The sequence below is a fragment of the Gemmobacter caeruleus genome (genome assembly GCF_008271655.1).
GTDB classification, from domain to species: Bacteria; Pseudomonadota; Alphaproteobacteria; order Rhodobacterales; family Rhodobacteraceae; genus Gemmobacter; species Gemmobacter caeruleus.
The window spans coordinates 161479-176735 of sequence record NZ_VKKX01000051.1; the positions used below are offsets into that span (position 1 = coordinate 161479).

15 protein-coding genes are annotated in these 15257 nt (G+C 67.5%); 5 read left to right on the plus strand and 10 right to left on the minus strand.

Features of this window, described 5'->3' with window-relative positions; translation table 11 throughout:
- Window positions 1–110 precede the first annotated feature (110 nt).
- The gene (locus tag FOA17_RS16375; protein ID WP_149142583.1) at window positions 111–746 is read right to left on the minus strand and encodes a GntR family transcriptional regulator; all 636 of its coding nucleotides are present in this window, start codon (window positions 744–746) and stop codon (window positions 111–113) included.
- A 114-nt stretch (window positions 747–860) separates the two neighbouring features.
- Between FOA17_RS16375 and FOA17_RS16380 the strand changes: the two genes are divergently transcribed.
- From FOA17_RS16380 to FOA17_RS16390, 3 genes are all read left to right on the plus strand, one after another.
- Complete coding sequence (locus FOA17_RS16380; protein WP_149142584.1) at window positions 861–1508, plus strand: pyrimidine 5'-nucleotidase; 648 nt, start codon at window positions 861–863, stop codon at window positions 1506–1508.
- A gap of 83 nt (window positions 1509–1591) precedes the next feature.
- Complete coding sequence (locus FOA17_RS16385; RefSeq protein ID WP_149142585.1) at window positions 1592–1831, plus strand: hypothetical protein; 240 nt, start codon at window positions 1592–1594, stop codon at window positions 1829–1831.
- Between the two features lie 81 nt (window positions 1832–1912).
- A complete protein-coding gene (locus FOA17_RS16390; protein ID WP_238991855.1) occupies window positions 1913–3103 on the plus strand; it encodes a UbiH/UbiF family hydroxylase in 1191 nt (396 codons plus the stop codon).
- A gap of 139 nt (window positions 3104–3242) precedes the next feature.
- On the opposite strand, the gene FOA17_RS16395 is transcribed toward FOA17_RS16390, so the two are convergent.
- Both FOA17_RS16395 and FOA17_RS16400 read right to left on the minus strand, forming a co-directional pair.
- Window positions 3243–3716 (minus strand): Lrp/AsnC family transcriptional regulator, encoded by a 474-nt coding sequence (locus tag FOA17_RS16395; protein ID WP_149142586.1) that lies wholly within the window; start codon window positions 3714–3716, stop codon window positions 3243–3245.
- A complete protein-coding gene (locus tag FOA17_RS16400) occupies window positions 3713–4171 on the minus strand; it encodes an Lrp/AsnC family transcriptional regulator (protein ID WP_149142587.1) in 459 nt (152 codons plus the stop codon). The genes FOA17_RS16395 and FOA17_RS16400 overlap by 4 nt, the downstream gene beginning before the upstream one ends.
- A 128-nt stretch (window positions 4172–4299) precedes the next feature.
- Here FOA17_RS16400 and ilvC point away from each other — a divergent pair, with 128 nt between their 5' ends.
- Both ilvC and FOA17_RS16410 read left to right on the plus strand, forming a co-directional pair.
- A complete protein-coding gene (ilvC, locus tag FOA17_RS16405) occupies window positions 4300–5322 on the plus strand; it encodes a ketol-acid reductoisomerase (RefSeq protein WP_149142588.1) in 1023 nt (340 codons plus the stop codon).
- A 111-nt stretch (window positions 5323–5433) separates the two neighbouring features.
- Entirely contained in the window at window positions 5434–6732 is a 1299-nt protein-coding gene (locus FOA17_RS16410; RefSeq protein ID WP_149142589.1) for a DUF2254 domain-containing protein, read from the plus strand.
- 16 nt (window positions 6733–6748) lie between these two features.
- Here FOA17_RS16410 and FOA17_RS16415 read toward each other — a convergent pair whose 3' ends face one another.
- The 7 genes from FOA17_RS16415 to FOA17_RS16445 all read right to left on the minus strand — a co-directional run bounded on the left by FOA17_RS16415 (window position 6749) and on the right by FOA17_RS16445 (window position 15215).
- On the minus strand, window positions 6749–7651 hold the full coding sequence (locus FOA17_RS16415) for a glycosyltransferase family 8 protein (protein WP_162528287.1): 903 nt from the start codon (window positions 7649–7651) through the stop codon (window positions 6749–6751).
- Window positions 7648–8352: a hypothetical protein gene (locus FOA17_RS16420; RefSeq protein ID WP_149142591.1), complete on the minus strand. Its 705-nt coding sequence runs from the start codon at window positions 8350–8352 to the stop codon at window positions 7648–7650. Before FOA17_RS16420 ends, FOA17_RS16415 begins: the two co-directional genes overlap by 4 nt.
- 2 nt (window positions 8353–8354) lie before the next feature.
- A complete protein-coding gene (gene glmM, locus FOA17_RS16425) occupies window positions 8355–9698 on the minus strand; it encodes a phosphoglucosamine mutase (RefSeq protein WP_149142592.1) in 1344 nt (447 codons plus the stop codon).
- The gene (gene folP, locus FOA17_RS16430; RefSeq protein WP_149142593.1) at window positions 9695–10708 is read right to left on the minus strand and encodes a dihydropteroate synthase; all 1014 of its coding nucleotides are present in this window, start codon (window positions 10706–10708) and stop codon (window positions 9695–9697) included. Before folP ends, glmM begins: the two co-directional genes overlap by 4 nt.
- 45 nt (window positions 10709–10753) lie before the next feature.
- Window positions 10754–11662 carry a dihydroneopterin aldolase gene (locus FOA17_RS16435; RefSeq protein WP_149142594.1) on the minus strand — a complete coding sequence of 303 codons (909 nt, stop codon included), beginning with the start codon at window positions 11660–11662 and terminating at the stop codon, window positions 10754–10756.
- Between the two features lie 94 nt (window positions 11663–11756).
- Complete coding sequence (locus tag FOA17_RS16440) at window positions 11757–12443, minus strand: cell wall hydrolase (protein WP_149142595.1); 687 nt, start codon at window positions 12441–12443, stop codon at window positions 11757–11759.
- Window positions 12444–12674: 231 nt separating this feature from the next.
- On the minus strand, window positions 12675–15215 hold the full coding sequence (locus FOA17_RS16445) for a putative PEP-binding protein (protein WP_149142596.1): 2541 nt from the start codon (window positions 15213–15215) through the stop codon (window positions 12675–12677).
- Window positions 15216–15257: the final 42 nt, after the last annotated feature.

Below are 15257 nucleotides of genomic sequence, written 5' to 3' on the forward strand. Positions count from 1 at the left end.
CCCACCAAACGCCCTTAACCCAACACCCGCCGCATCCTATCGTGGCGGGACGTAAAAATCGCCTATATATTGCGGTTCCGTATGATTTTTTTGGCTCTCGCCCCGCGCGATCAGCGCAGCTTCAGCTCACCCGCCTCGACCCGCAGCCGCGTCTCGAATGCCTTGGAAATATGCGCCCGCAAGGCAGTATAGGCCGCGTCGCCATCGCGCGCGGCAATCGCCGCCACGATCGCCTCATGTTCCGCCAGCGCCACTTCGTCGCGCCCCTCGGCCGCGAAGGATGTATTGGCCATCAAGGCCATCGACCGATGCACCAGATCAAGCTGCTGCACCAGGAAACGGTTGTGGCTGGCCAGATGGATCTGCTTGTGGAACCGCTTGTTCGCCCGGCTCAGCGCCCGCGGATCCCCCCCCAGAAGCGCGCGATCCTCCTCGGCCATGATGCGCAACACGCGGATCTCCTCCTCGGTCGCGTGGCGGGCGGCCAGCCGCGCGGCCAGCCCCTCCAGTTCCGTGCGCACGGTATAAAGCTCGGCCAACTGGTTGTGATCGAGCGAGGCGACGATCAGGCTGCGCCCGTCGCGCGACAGCATGGATTGCGTCTCCAGCCGTTGCAGCGCCTCGCGCACCGGGGTGCGCGACACGCCCAGCCGTTCGGCCAGTTCCGATTCGACCAGCCGGTCGCCCGGCTTGTAGACCCCGGCCTCGATGGCCTCCAGGATCAGCGTATAGGCGTCTTTCTGCACGGAACCTTCCTGTCTTTCCCGCGCCGACCCTAAGCGCCGTCCCCCGCCCTGACAAGAGCGTCGCGCCACGCGCGCACCATTGCCCGCGCCCGGGCTTTGCGCTAGCCCTGCGGCATGGTGGCACAAGACTTCTCTCACGTCCGGACCTGGGTCTTCGATCTGGACAACACGCTTTATCCGCCGGCGATGCGGCTCTTTGACCAGATCGAGATCCGCATGACCGCCTGGGTCATGCGCGAGCTGGGTGTTGAGCAGCCCGAGGCCAACCGCCTGCGCCAGCATTATTGGGATCTCTATGGCACCACGCTGGCGGGCCTGATGGCCGAACATGGCGTCGATCCGCATGGCTACCTGCACGAGGTGCATGAGATCGACTTTGGCGTGCTGGCCCCCGATGCGCAGCTTGCCGCCGGCATCGCGGCACTGCCCGGGCGGCGCATCGTCTATACCAATGCCACCCGCCCCTATGCCGAAAAGGTGCTGGCGGCGCGCGGCCTGACGGGCCTGTTCGACGCGGTCTATGGCGTGGAACATGCGGGCTTTCGTCCCAAGCCCGACCGCGCGGCCTTTGAAACCGTCTTTGCCGCCGATGGCCTGGCGCCCGATACCGCCGCGATGTTCGAGGATGACGCCCGCAACCTTGCCGCCCCGCATGAGATGGGGATGCGCACCGTGCATGTCGCCCCCACTCCGCAACCGGCGCCGCATGTGCATCACCATACCGACGATCTGGCGGCCTTCCTCGCCCGGCTGACCGGCTGACCGGCTAAGCCTGCGACAAGATGCATTCTGGATTCGCCTTTTCGCCGCCGCCATAACGGCCCCGCGAACAGGAGAGACATGCCATGACCAGCCTCACGACCCCGCTTGCCCCCCGCCCGACGGGCTTTGCCGCCCTGCCCCTGATCGGCTTCATCGCCCGCGACATCGCCCGCGACGTGAATGTCGTCTTCTACCTGCTGACGATCTTCGTGACCCTGCTGACGCTGGCCGTCATGACCTGGGGCCTTGTCGCATTGTCGCTGACCGCCGTTGCACTGGTGCCGGTCTATTTCGCGCTGCTGATCGCCATCACCCGCGGCTGAACCACGCGATCTGACAAGCGGTCGCGTGGACGCCCCCGCCGCTTTGCCCTATCTAGGTAAGGCAAAGCAGCGGAGCGAACGATGCGCGACATGACCGACATCCTGATCTCCGGCGGCGGGGTCGCGGGCCTTGCCGCCGCCTGCGCCTTTGGCGCCACCGGGTTTCGCGTGATCTGCGTGGAGCCGAACCCGCCCGTCACGGCCGAAGAGGCCAGCGGATCGGACCTGCGCACCACCGCCTTCCTGCACCCCTCGATCCCGGTGCTGGACCGCGCGGGCCTCTGGGCGCGGCTTGAACCCCATGCCGCACCGCTCCGGATCATGCGCATCGTCGATGCCGGCGGGCCAGAACCCACCCCCCGCGTCATCAAGGATTTCGACGCTGCCGACCTGAGCGACAAACCCTTTGGCTGGAACCTGCCCAACTGGCTGCTGCGCCGCGAGATGCTGGCCCGCATCGCCGAATTGCCCAATGTGACCTTCCTGCCCGGCATCGCCACCGCCGCCGTGCTGACCCGCGCCTCCGAGGCGCTGGTGACCCTGTCAGACGGCCGCCGCCTGTCGGCGCGACTGCTGATCGGCGCCGATGGCCGCGACAGCCTGGTGCGCAACGCGCTCGGCATTCCGGTGAAAACCCTGCGCTACGGGCAAAAAGCCCTCGCCTTCGCGGTCAGCCACCCGATTCCGCATGAGAATGTCTCGACCGAGATCCACCGCTCCGGAGGGCCTTTCACCTTTGTGCCACTGCCCGATCGCGACGGGATGCCCTGCTCCGCCGTGGTCTGGATGGACCACGCGGCCGAAATCGACCGCCGCCTGTCGCTGTCCGACCCCGACTTCACCGCCGAGATGCAGGCCCGCTCCTGCGACCTGCTGGGGCCGCTGACCCGGATCAGCCGCCTCACCGCCTGGCCGATCATCGCCCAGATCGCCGCGCGCATGGCCGGCGAACGCACCGCCCTGATGGCCGAGGCCGCCCATGTCATGCCGCCCATCGGCGCCCAGGGCCTGAACATGAGCCTCGCCGACCTCACCGCCCTGCTCGACCTCGCCACCGAAAGCACCCTCGGCACGCCGGCCATGCTGGATGCCTATCACCGCAAGCGCCATCTCGACGTGCAGACCCGCGTGCGCGGGATCGACCTGCTGAACCGGGCCTCGCAGATCGGCGCCCAGCCACTGCGCGACCTGCGGGCAGCCACGCTGGACACGCTCTATTCCCTCGCCACGCTGCGGCGCGGCCTGATGCGGGCGGGGATCGGCGTCCGCTGACCCGACCGCACGACGCGGCACGGTCGCGCCGTGAGTATTTGGGCAAGAAGCAAAGGGCAAGCCGGACGCGGGAATGGCCAAACGGCACGCCGTTTTGCCGCCCCGCCTGACGCGGCTGTCTTGCTCCTTGTCCAAATACTCAGTCTTGCGACGCCCCCCCCAGGGGGCCCGGCCGGGCCTCCTCGGTCAACAGCACATTGGCCTCCACCTGCCCCACACCGGGCAGCGTCATGATCCGCCGCCGCAAGACGCGCTCGAAATCCGCGATGTCGCGCGCCACGACGCGCAGGCGATAGTCGAACAGGCCCAGCACATGCTGCACCACCTGCACCTCGGGGATCGCGGTCACCGCGCGCTCGAAATCCTCCAGGCTCACCCGCCCCTTGGTCGCAAGCTTCACCCCCAGAAACACCGTCACCCCGAAACCAAGCGCCGCACGATCCACCAGCACCCGCTGCCCCGCCAGGATGCCCGCCTCGGTCAGCCGCTTTACCCGGCGCCAGGCGGCCGGCTGGCTCAGCCCGTGGCGGCGGCCCAACTCGCCTGCCGACAGCGTGCCCTCCTGCGCCAGATCGCGCAGAAAGGCACGGTCGAGATCGTCCAGGTCGATCACAGCGGCAACCCCGCGCTCTCCTTGATGGTGGCAATCAGCATCAGCGCCTCGATATCGGCGATATGCGGCAGGGTCAGGATGCGTTCGCGGTAAATCTGCTGGTAATGGCCCATATCCCGCGCGATCACGTTCAGACGCACATCGACGCGACCCAGAAAGGTCTCGATCCCGATCACCTCGGGCACCTCGCGCGCCGCGGCCAGAAATTCGTCAAAGGCGCGCGGATTGGTCTTGTCGAGCGTGAAGCGCAGGCTCACCTCCACCTCATAGCCGAGCGCGCGCCAGTCGATCACCGCCTGCCGCGCCGCGATCACCCCCTGTTCGGACAGCCGCTCCAGCCGGCGCCAGCAGGTCGCCTGGGTGACCCCGGCCCGCGCCGCCAGATCGGGCGTCGCCAGGTCGGGTTCAGCCAGCAGATGCCGCAACAGGCGGCGATCCGTATCGTCGATCTGCATGACAATTTCACCATACTCGCATTTCGCGCATGATTTTTCGCAGAAAAATCGAAAACCGTCAAACAATGCACGGAACGCCGGACACTGATCCGTATTCTGCCCCCAGTTTAACCGAAAGGAGACGCGAAATGCGCGTTTACTATGATCGCGACTGCGATGTGAACCTGATCAAGGACAAGAAGGTCGCCATTCTGGGCTACGGCTCGCAAGGCCATGCCCATGCGCTGAACCTGCGCGATTCGGGCGCCAAGAATGTCGTGGTCGCGCTGCGTCCCGGCTCGGCCTCGGCCAAGAAGGCGGAAGGCGAAGGCCTGAAGGTGATGGAAATCGCCGAAGCCGCCAAATGGTGCGACGTGATCATGTTCACCATGCCCGACGAGCTTCAGGCCGAGACCTACAAGAAATACGTCCGCGACAACCTCAAGCCTGGCTCGGCCATCGCCTTTGCCCATGGCCTGAACGTGCATTTCGGCCTGATCGAGGCGCCGGAAGGCGTGGACGTCATCATGATGGCGCCGAAAGGCCCGGGCCACACCGTGCGCGGCGAATACACCAAGGGCGGCGGCGTGCCCTGCCTGGTGGCCGTGCATCAGGATGCGACCGGCAAGGCGCTCGACATCGCGCTGAGCTATTGCTCGGCCATCGGTGGCGGCCGCTCGGGCATCATCGAGACCAATTTCCGCGAGGAATGCGAGACCGACCTGTTCGGCGAACAGGCCGTGCTGTGCGGCGGTCTGGTCGAACTGATCCGCTGCGGCTTTGAAACCCTGGTCGAAGCCGGCTATGCGCCGGAAATGGCCTATTTCGAATGCCTGCACGAGGTGAAGCTGATCGTGGACCTGATCTACGAAGGCGGCATCGCCAACATGAACTATTCGATCTCGAACACCGCCGAATACGGCGAATATGTCACCGGCCCGCGGATTCTGCCCTACGAGCAGACCAAGAAGGCCATGAAGGAAGTGCTGGAAGACATCCAACGCGGCAAGTTCGTGCGTGATTTCATGCAGGAAAACGCCGTCGGCCAGCCCTTCTTCAAGGCGACCCGCCGCCTGAACGACGAACACCAGATCGAACAGGTCGGTGCCAAGCTGCGCGCCATGATGCCCTGGATCTCCAAGGGCAAGATGGTGGACCGTTCGCGCAACTGATCCGCGCGCCTTGCGACGGGAAGGGCCGGCCTCGAGCCGGCCCTTTGCATTTTTCACGGCTTGAACCCCGCCGATCCCGCCTTATCCTGCCCGGGCGTGGGAGGGCGGCGGATGATCGCATTGTGGAAATGGAACCTGTCGCAGTTCCGGCGCCGCATCTGGGTGCCGATCGCGGCCTATGCGGCGCTTGGCGTCGCCACCTCGATCGCGACCTGGGCGCTGAAGCCGCTGGTGCCGCCCGATCTGCCGGCCAAGATCGGGGCCGATGCGGTGGCGACGATCCTGGAAATCCTCGCCTCCTCCATGCTGGCGGTCACGACTTTCTCGCTGTCGATCATGACCTCTGCCTTTGGCGCCACGGCCAGCGGCGCCACGCCGCGCGCCATCACGCTGCTCAAGGATGACCGGGTGACCCAGCGGGTGCTGGCGACCTTTGTCGGCGCCTTCCTGTTTTCGCTTTCGGGGCTGATCGGGCTGCAAACCGGCATTTACGAGGATCGCGGGCGGTTCATCCTGTTCCTGGTCACGCTGGCCGTGCTGGCGGCGGTGGTGTTCCAGCTGGTGCGCTGGATCGGGCATCTGGCCGATTACGGCCGCCTGACCGATACCATTGCCCGGGTGGAAACCGCCACGCGCGAGGCGCTCGCGCAACGCATGGCGCATCCCTATCTGGGCGGTCACCCGCTGAGTGACAGTCTGGCGCAGGATCTGGCGCAGCGGCCGGCAATCCGTCCGCGCGACACGGGCTATGTGCAGATGATCGACATGGAATCGCTTCATGCCCTGATGGAATCGCACAAGACCGATCTGGCGGTCACCGTCCTGCCCGGGGCCTTTGTCCATCCCGGCATGGCGGTGGCGCATCTGCTGGGCCCTGGCGACCTGCCCGAGGATCTGGCCCCCGAGATCCTGCGCCGCTTTGTCATCGCGCCGACCCGCAGCTTCGATCAGGATCCGCGCTTTGGCGTGCTGACCCTGACCGAGATCGCCGCGCGCGCCCTGTCACCCGCGGTCAATGATCCCGGCACCGCGATTGACATCCTGGGCCGCCAGATGCGCATCCTGACCGATTGGCGCGAACGCGAGGATGCGACGGCGCAATGGTCGCGCCTTTTCGTCGCACCGCTGCGGCTGAGCGATCTGATGACCGATGCCTTTGCCTCGATCGGTCGCGATGGCGCGGCGATGGTGGAGGTGCAGATCCGCCTGCACAAGATGCTGGCGGGGCTGGCCGCGCTGTCGCCCGGCCTGTTCCGGGACGCAGCGCTGCGCCAGTCGGATCGCGCGCTGGCCCTGGCCGAAGTGGCGCTGACGCTGGAGGAAGACCGCGCCGTGCTGCGCGAGCTGAACCGCGCGCTGCACGATCTGCCTGCGGGCACGGTGGCTCAGGCCCGGCCGCGCCGCGCCTGAACGGGTGCCGCGCAGGTCACGGATACAAGACCGCCTCGGCCTCGGCCTGAAGCGCCTTGTAGGCGGCAAGCCAGGGCCGGCGCTTGGGGTAAAGCCAGGCATGGCGGATCTCCCACGGGCGGAGACGGCCGGTGAAATGCACAATGGCCGGGTTCTGCCGCGATGCGGCAAAGGCCGCGCGTTCGGCCGCGGGAAACGGGCTGCGCCCGGTCAGCCGGTTGCCCCAAAGCGTATTCCACTCCGGCGCCAGCAGCTCGATCTGGCCCTTGAACACCACGTTCAGCCAGTTCTGGTCATTGAAGCGCAGGCCAAGCCGCTTGCGCAGATCGACCGCCGCCGCCAGGTCGCCCATCGGCCGATCCAGCCCCAGGGCACGAATGCGCGGCAGGTCGAACAGCACGACCCCGCTGTTCACATAGCTTTCCGGCGCCACCAGATCGGCAAGCTGATCCAGATCGCGCAGATGCCGCGCGGATTTGCGCGACGGCAGCCAGCCCCGCCCGGCCCGCTGATGCAGCGCCTTGAGGATGCCGGGATCGCGCACCGCCGCCAGCGGCGCCTGCCCCGCACGCGGCGCAAAAAGCGGCCCGACATCGCGGCGCACCATCGTATCGCCATCGAGATAGAGCGTCGGCTGATCCAGCAGCGCCGGCAGGTTCAGCCGCGCCAGCGCCGTGGCCGAAACATGCCCCGCCACCGCGATGCTGCGGTCAAACTCGATCGGCCGCACCTCGATCGTCGCGCCGGGAAAAGCGGCGCGCAAACGGTCGGCGGCGGGATCAAGCGCCGCAATCGGCTCGGTCACCAGAAAGCGCAGGGTCATATCGGCGGGGCGGTGCTTCAGCACCGAATAGGCCGAAATCAGCGAAGGCCGCAGATAGCCGCCATCGAAGACATAGGTGACATCGACCGCCGTCATGCCAGATCGCCCCCGTGCAGATCGGCCTCGATCCGGCGGCACAGCGCGTGCAGCGCATATTCTGCCGCCAGACGTTCGCGCAGGATCGCCCGGCCTGCCTCGGAACATTCGGTGCGAAAGGCCGCGCTGGAATGGCTGCGCGCGCTGTCGGGCTCGGTCGGCGGCCTGATGCCATAGGCCCGGGCAAAGGCGGGCAGCAGGCGGCGCACATTCTGCGTCTCGGCGCAGAACAGCACCCGGCCGCGCGCAGCCTCCAGCCGCTCGGGCGTGCCGAAAAAGAAGCCCAGCCCGCGCCGGAAATGCCCGACCTCGGCCAGCGCGGCCTCGGCCGCGATGCGATCGGCATCGCCGCTATCCTGGCCGAAGGCCCGCGCAAAGGCATCGAAACTGTCAAAGCGCGTGAAACAGGCGGTTTCTGCCTCGGTCCAGGGGGTATTGCGCGTGGGGCGCGAAAAGTTGCGGCGACTGTCAAAGGCCGAATGCAGCCGCGCCACCGGATCGCGAAAGACAAAGCCCACGCGAACCGCGCTGCCAAAGCGCGCGTCCACCCGCGCCAGGCTGTTGCCATGCGACAATTGCCGCACCAGCGGCGCCTCATACCAGCGGCGATTGGCGGCGATCACATCGCCCAGCCAGGTGCCGCCGGTCTTGGGGATATGCAGCAAGACCTGACGCGGCCGCAGATAGGACAGGAGCGACACCGTCAGACCACCGCCTCGATGGCGGCGACCATGCCATCCACCTCTTGCCGCAGCAGCGCCTCATCCTCGCATTCGGCCATGACGCGGATAAGCGGTTCCGTGCCGGATTTGCGGATCAGCACCCGCCCCTTGCCATTCAGCCGCGCCTCGGCCTCGGCGATGCGGGACTGAACGCTTTGCGCGGAAAGCGGTTGCTTGTCAGCACCATAGCGGACGTTCTTCAGAAGCTGCGGCACGGTTTCAAAGCTTTTCACCAGATCCGAGGCCGGCCGCTCTGTCCGCGCCAGTTCCGCCAGGAATTGCAGCCCCGCCATCAGCCCGTCGCCCGTGGTGGCGTGATCGGTCATCACGATATGGCCCGATTGCTCGCCGCCCAGATTATAGCCGCCGCGCCGCATCGCCTCGACCACATAGCGGTCGCCGACGGCGGTGCGCTCCAGCCGCAGCCCGCGCGCGGTCAGGAATTTCTCCAGCCCCAGATTGGACATGACGGTGGCGACCAGCGTATCGCCGCGCAGCCGCCCATCCTCTGCCCAGCGGGCCGCGAGCAGCGCCATGATCTGATCGCCATCGGCGACCTGCCCGTTCTGGTCAAGGATCATCACCCGGTCGGCATCGCCATCCAGACAGATTCCGACATGCGCGCCATGCGCCACCACCGCCTCGGCGGCGGTCTGGGTATGGGTCGATCCGCAGCGGTCGTTGATATTGGTGCCATTCGGGCTGACCCCGATCGGGATCACATCGGCGCCCAGTTCCCACAGCACCTCGGGCGCCGCCTTGTAGGCCGCGCCATTGGCGCAGTCGATCACCACCTTCAACCCGTCAAGCCGCAGCCCCGCCGGGAAGGTGGTCTTGACGAATTCCTGATAGCGCCCGCGCCCGTCGTCGATCCGCTTGGCGCGGCCGATATTCTGCGGCTGCGCCGGCAGGATCTCGCCCGCGACGATGCTTTCGATCTCGGCCTCGGCCTCGTCCGACAGCTTGAACCCGTCGGGGCCAAAGAACTTGATGCCGTTGTCATGATGCGGGTTGTGGCTGGCAGAGATCATCACCCCCAGATCGGCCCGCATGCTGCGCGTGAGGAAACCCACTGCCGGCGTCGGCACCGGCCCCAGCAGCAGCACATTCATGCCGGTCGAGGTCAGCCCCGCCGTCAGCGCGTTTTCCAGCATGTAGCCCGACAGCCGGGTATCCTTGCCGATCACCACCCGATGCGCGGCGCTGCCGTCTCGGCGGAAATAGCGCCCGGCGGCGGCACCCAGCCGCAGCGCCATCTCGGCGGTCATCGGATAGCTGTTGGCGCGGCCCCGCACGCCATCGGTGCCAAACAATTTGCGGCTCATGGCCGGTCTCCCGTCGTTACCGAACGCCACAAGGCCAGCGCCTGCCGCGTTTCCCAGACATCATGCACGCGCAAGACCTGCGCGCCCTGCGCCACCCCGGCCAAAGCCACGGCGATGGAGCCGGGCGCCCGGCGGGCGGCATCCTGTTCGGCGCCGATGGTGCCGATGAATTTCTTGCGGCTGACCCCCAGCAGGATCGGGCAGCCCAGACCGTGAAACAGGCCCAGCCCCCGGATCAGCGTCAGGTTATGGTCCAGCGTCTTGCCAAAGCCGATGCCGGGATCAACCATGATCCGGTCGCGCGGGATGCCCGCCGCCTCGGCCTCGGTCACGCGCGCGTCCAGAAAATCATAGACATCCAGCAACACATCGTCATAGCGCGGATCGGCCTGCATGGTTTGCGGCGTGCCCTGGGCATGCATCAGGCAGACCGGCGCGCCGCTGGCCGCCGTCACGGCCTTGAGCGCAGGGTCAAAGCCAAAGGCCGATACGTCATTGACCAGCGTCGCCCCCGCCGCCAGCGCCGCCTCGGCCACGGCGGCCTTGCGGGTGTCGATGGAAATCGCCGTCTCGATCCCGCCGGCGCGCAAGGCGGCGATCACCGGGGCCGTGCGGCTGATCTCTTCGGCCACCGGCACCTCGGCGGCGCCGGGGCGTGTGCTTTCGCCGCCCACGTCGATGATCTCGGCCCCCGTCCCCGCCATCTCGCGGCCCTGCCGCAGCGCGGCCTCGGGCGCGAGGAACAGGCCACCATCCGAGAAACTGTCGGGCGTGACATTCAGGATGCCCATCAGGCGCGGACGGTCCATCGCCAGACCGGCCAGCGCGGCGCGCGGGGCGGTCAGGCGGGCGCGGGCGTCCTCGGGCAGATCGGCGGCGGCGATCAGGCGCGGCGCCCGGCCACGTTCCAGCACCTCGACCCGGTCGAACCACAACCAGCCCCCCGCCAGCGTCAGGGCAGCGTCGGGGCGGGCGGCATCATGGCCGGGAATGGGGCGATAATAGATCATGGCCCCGGATTAGGCCCTGATGCGCGCGCAGGCAAGGCCCGGGCGTCAGGCGCGTTCGATGCTCACGCGGCTTCCCGCCGGCACTGTTACATCGCCGTGAACGACAAAGGCCTCGGCCGCGGTCAGTTCGGCCAGCCACAGCGCCAGCGCCACCGGTTCGCGCGAATGCGGGCCATCCACCGCATCCAGCACCAGCTTCGACGGCGCCCAGACGATCATCTTGCCATTCTTCATCGCCCAGTCGATCTCGGTCCGGGTCGAGACGACGACACAGCGGTCATCGCGCGCGGCCAGCACCCAGGCGTTCTGTTCAATGGCCAGCAGGTCGATGCGGCGCTGCGTCGGCTTGTGCCCGGTCTGCGGGCGCGGCCCGTCGGGCAGGCCCACGGTCAGGATCACCGGCAGCCCCCGCGCCTGCCAATGATCCAGCCGCGCCGCCAGATCGGGTGCGGCGATCATGTCATTGTCCAGCCAGACCACCAGCGGATGCAGCGCCTGCAAGGTGCCCTCGGCATCCACCGCGCGCAACGGCGCCTCGGCGCGCGAGCGCACGATCTCCACCCCCAGGGCGCCGGGGCCACGATCCAGCTTTTCGATCCGCACGAAGGCGCGCATCGCCTGCGGCTCGGCCAGAATGCGTTCGGCAATGCGGGCGGCCAGCGTTTCCAGCAGGTTCAGCCGTTCCTCGGCCAGTTCGGCGGCAATCGCCTCGGTGATCCGGTCATAAGACAGGATCCGGTCCACGTCATCGTCCAGCGGCACCGGCACCGGGCGCACCTCGACCACCACATTGAAGCGCAGGCGCTGCGTGCGGCCGCGTTCCTGCTGGAAGGCACCGATATCAGCCTCGACCACATGGTCGCGCAGGCAGATCCGGTCACGCGGGTCGGCGCTGGCCGAAGCCAGGCTGCGCTCTTCGGGATGGGCGAAGGCAAGGCGGATGTCGCTGGTCATGGGGGCCTCCGGGCCGCAGGGATCGGCGCGAGCCTAGCCGCGCCGTGCCGTCATGCCCTGCCCTTGCGCGGCAGGCAAGCGCGCAAGAACGACATCACTGCCGGTAGAACAGATGCGCCCCGATCGAGGCGGTGCGGTCAAACCGCCGCGCCCAACCCGGACGCACGCCAACCGTATGGAAATGCGTGGCCCCGGCGGTCAGTGCGCGCGGCGCCCCGTCGATCATCAGCCGCGCGATCTTGGCCGCACGGTTCCAGGCGGCCTTTTCGCCGACCCTATCCGACTTGCCGTCGCAGGTGAAGGAAAACTGGCAGCCGCCCTTGCCGCCCTGATGCACCACGCCGCAGATGCTGCGCGGATAGGCGGGGCTGTCGGCCCGGTTCAGGATGACCTCGGCCACGGCGAACTGGCCGCGGATCGTCTCGCCGCGCGCCTCGTGATAGATCGCGGTCGCGAGGCATTGCCATTGATCGTCGCCGGTCGCCGCGGGCAGCGCATCGACAAAGCCTGTGTCATAACGCACCAGCGCGGGGCTGGTCATCTGCGGCATCTCCGCCTTGCTGGCGGGCTTGGGCGCCCCGACCGCGGCGGCAATCGCTGCCAGCTTGCCCGGCGCGACCTGATCGAGCGCGGTGCGCTCAACCCCAAGGAGAGACGACATCCGGCCATCGAGGCCGGCCTTCGGGTCATTCGACTGGCTCACCGTAACATCGGCGAAGGCCGCTCCATTCAGGACGAGCGTGGCGCAAAACGCCGCCGTCCAGCCTAGTCGCAAGCACATGAACTCTGTTCCCGGTTCTGTTCCATCGCTGCCTGGCAAACGGGCAATTCGCCCTGCCTGCCGACAACAAGCGGGGCGCATAGACCAGAACAGCCGGGGCTGTCTACCCTAGTGGCAATTATGCAACACGGAATCGCCCCAAATTCGGCGGAATCTCGCCAAAATGGCTTTTTGGACTTGCAAGCGGAAAATGCAGGAAACCTTGGGCTTCCTGCTGATTTTTTTCGCTTTTCAGGGCTTGGGGTCGGTCAGGGCCAGATGTGCGGCGGCCAGCCGTGCCTGGGGCACCCGATAGGGCGAACAGCTCACATAATCAAAGCCCGCCTTGCGGCAAAAGGCGATTGATTCGGGGTTCCCGCCATGTTCGCCGCAGATCGACAGGGTCAGGTTGGCCCGCGTCATCCGCCCGCGATCGGCGCCGATATGCAGCAATTCGCCGACGCCGTCCACATCGAGAATATGGAACGGATCCTCGGGGAAAACCCCCTCCTGGACATAGGTGTTCATGAAGCGGCCGGCATCGTCGCGGCTCAACCCATAGGTCATCTGGGTCAGGTCATTGGTGCCAAAGGACAGAAAGGCCGCGTGCTGCGCGATCTCGCCCGCACGCAGCGCCGCGCGCGGGGTTTCCACCATGACGCCCAGCCGATAGTCGAAATTCACGCCCGTCTTGGTGCGCACCGCCGCCGCCACCTGATCGACGCGGGTCTTGACCAGCTCCACCTCGCGGCGGGCCGACACCAGCGGGATCATGATCTCGGGCACCACCGGGGCACCGGCGCGGGCGGCCTCGACCGTGGCCTCGAAGATCGCGCGGGCCTGCATGTCATAGATCTCGGGCAGAACCACGCCCAGACGCACCCCACGCATGCCCAGCATCGGGTTGAACTCGGCCAGCGCCTCGGCCCGGCGCGTCACCTCCGACAGCGGGCGGTCCAGCGCCTCGGCCAGTTCGCGCAACCCCTCGCGCGAATGCGGCAGGAATTCGTGCAGCGGCGGGTCGAACAGCCGGATGCAGACCGGCAGGCCCTGCATGATGTCGAACAACTGCATGAAATCTGCGCGCTGCATCGGCAAGAGCCGCGCCAGCGCCGCCGCCCGGTCCTGCGCGCTGTCGGCAAAGATCATCTCGCGCATGACGACGAGGCGGTCTTCGTCAAAGAACATATGCTCGGTCCGGCACAGGCCGATCCCCTCGGCGCGGAAATCGCGGGCGGTCTGGGCATCGGCGGGCGTATCGGCATTGGCGCGAATGCCGATGTCGCGGCTTTCATCCGCCCAGTGCAGCAACTGGCGAAAGGCATCGTCCTGCGCGGCGGGCAGCATCTCGGCCGCGCCGACCAGCGCCTCGCCGCTGGTGCCGTCGATAGTGATCACGTCGCCCTCGCGGAACACCCGGCCATCGCGCGCGACCAGCTTCTTGTCCTTGGCATCCAGCCGGATATCCGACGCCCCCACGATGCAGGGCAGGCCAAGGCCGCGCCCGATCACCGCCGCATGGCTGGTCATGCCGCCGCGTTCGGTCAGCACGCCGACCGCCGAATGCATGCCGCGAATATCCTCGGGCGCGGTTTCGCGCCGCACGAGGATGCAGGGCTCGCCCCGCGCCGCGCTGGCCTGCGCCGCCTGCGAGGAGAACACGATCCGCCCGACCGCCGCCCCCGGGCTGGCCGCCATGCCGCGCGCGAACACGTCACGCGGCCCGCGCGGATCGACCTGCGGATGCAGAAGCTCCGACAGGGCGCGCGGCTCCACCCGCAGCACGGCCTCTTGCGGGGTGATCACCCCGTCGCGCGCCAGCGCCACGGCAATCTTCAGCCCGGCCCGCGTCGAACGCTGCACCTTGACCGCATCCAGCACCGACAGCTTGCCGTCCTCGATGGTGAATTCGATCTGCATCTCCTCGCGCAGGCGTTCGCGGCAGACGGCGCCATGGCGGATCAGCTCGGCAAAGACCTCGGGCGCCAGTTCCTCCAGCGAGGGGCCGCGCTTGTCGCGCGTCAGAAACAGCGCCGCGCCGGTGGTCAGCGCGTCGCGGCCCTGGCTCTGGCCCAGATAGCGGCCCTTGACCAGCGGGTCGCCACTGACCGGATCGACGAATTGCATGACGCCCGAGCCGGAGATCCCCTGCCCGATGCCCTGCGCCATCTGCTGCACCACGAGGCCAAGCGCGGCCTCGGCCGGGGCGCCCTTGGCCTGACGCAACAGCCGCGCCGTCGTCCCCTCCCAGGCGCGCGACATGGAGCGCAGCACCTCGGCCAGTTGGCGCGCCGGGTCTTCGGGGAAAGGTTCATCCATTTCAAGCTGATAGGATCGCAGCGCCTCGCGCAGGCTGTCATGCCCCGGCTCCAGCCCCTCGAACATGTCGGGGTCCAGACGGGCCACATGCACCGCATAGCCCTGCACGAAACGCAGATACAGCGCATCGGCCGCGACCTGGCCATGGGTCTGGGCCAGCCGCACATGGCGCGCCGCGTTGAAGCCGATATTCAGAATGGTCGCCGGCCCGCCCCAATCGGGGTTTTCCGGCGAGGGCCGGACCGAGATCAGCGGCGCCTCGCCGAAATGCGACAGGATCGCCCGGCAATCCACCATCTGCCCCGCCGCGATGGCCCGCACCGTGCCCGCCGGCAGCGCCACCGTCTCGGGCACCGGCAGGTCGAGCCGGACCAGACGTTGCAGGCATTTCGCCCGCCAGCCATGCTGCGGCGTGGTGATCTGCGAGGTGGGCGTGATGACGGTGAAATCGGTGAGGAAATCGTTTTTCGGCACTGCGGCATCCTTTGCGTTGCGCGCAGGATAGACGGAACGCTG

Excerpts from the sequence above, each read along its gene's own strand:
- FOA17_RS16380 (WP_149142584.1), top strand. The coding sequence starts at position 861 with ATGGTGGCACAAGACTTCTCTCACGTCCGGACCTGGGTCTTCGATCTG.
- FOA17_RS16385 (WP_149142585.1), top strand. The coding sequence starts at position 1,592 with ATGACCAGCCTCACGACCCCGCTTGCCCCCCGCCCGACGGGCTTTGCC.
- FOA17_RS16390 (WP_238991855.1), top strand. The coding sequence starts at position 1,913 with ATGCGCGACATGACCGACATCCTGATCTCCGGCGGCGGGGTCGCGGGC.
- FOA17_RS16400 (WP_149142587.1), bottom strand. The coding sequence starts at position 4,171 with ATGCAGATCGACGATACGGATCGCCGCCTGTTGCGGCATCTGCTGGCT.
- ilvC (WP_149142588.1), top strand. The coding sequence starts at position 4,300 with ATGCGCGTTTACTATGATCGCGACTGCGATGTGAACCTGATCAAGGAC.
- FOA17_RS16410 (WP_149142589.1), top strand. The coding sequence starts at position 5,434 with ATGATCGCATTGTGGAAATGGAACCTGTCGCAGTTCCGGCGCCGCATC.
- FOA17_RS16415 (WP_162528287.1), bottom strand. The coding sequence starts at position 7,651 with ATGACGGCGGTCGATGTCACCTATGTCTTCGATGGCGGCTATCTGCGG.
- glmM (WP_149142592.1), bottom strand. The coding sequence starts at position 9,698 with ATGAGCCGCAAATTGTTTGGCACCGATGGCGTGCGGGGCCGCGCCAAC.
- folP (WP_149142593.1), bottom strand. The coding sequence starts at position 10,708 with ATGATCTATTATCGCCCCATTCCCGGCCATGATGCCGCCCGCCCCGAC.
- FOA17_RS16435 (WP_149142594.1), bottom strand. The coding sequence starts at position 11,662 with ATGACCAGCGACATCCGCCTTGCCTTCGCCCATCCCGAAGAGCGCAGC.
- FOA17_RS16440 (WP_149142595.1), bottom strand. The coding sequence starts at position 12,443 with ATGTGCTTGCGACTAGGCTGGACGGCGGCGTTTTGCGCCACGCTCGTC.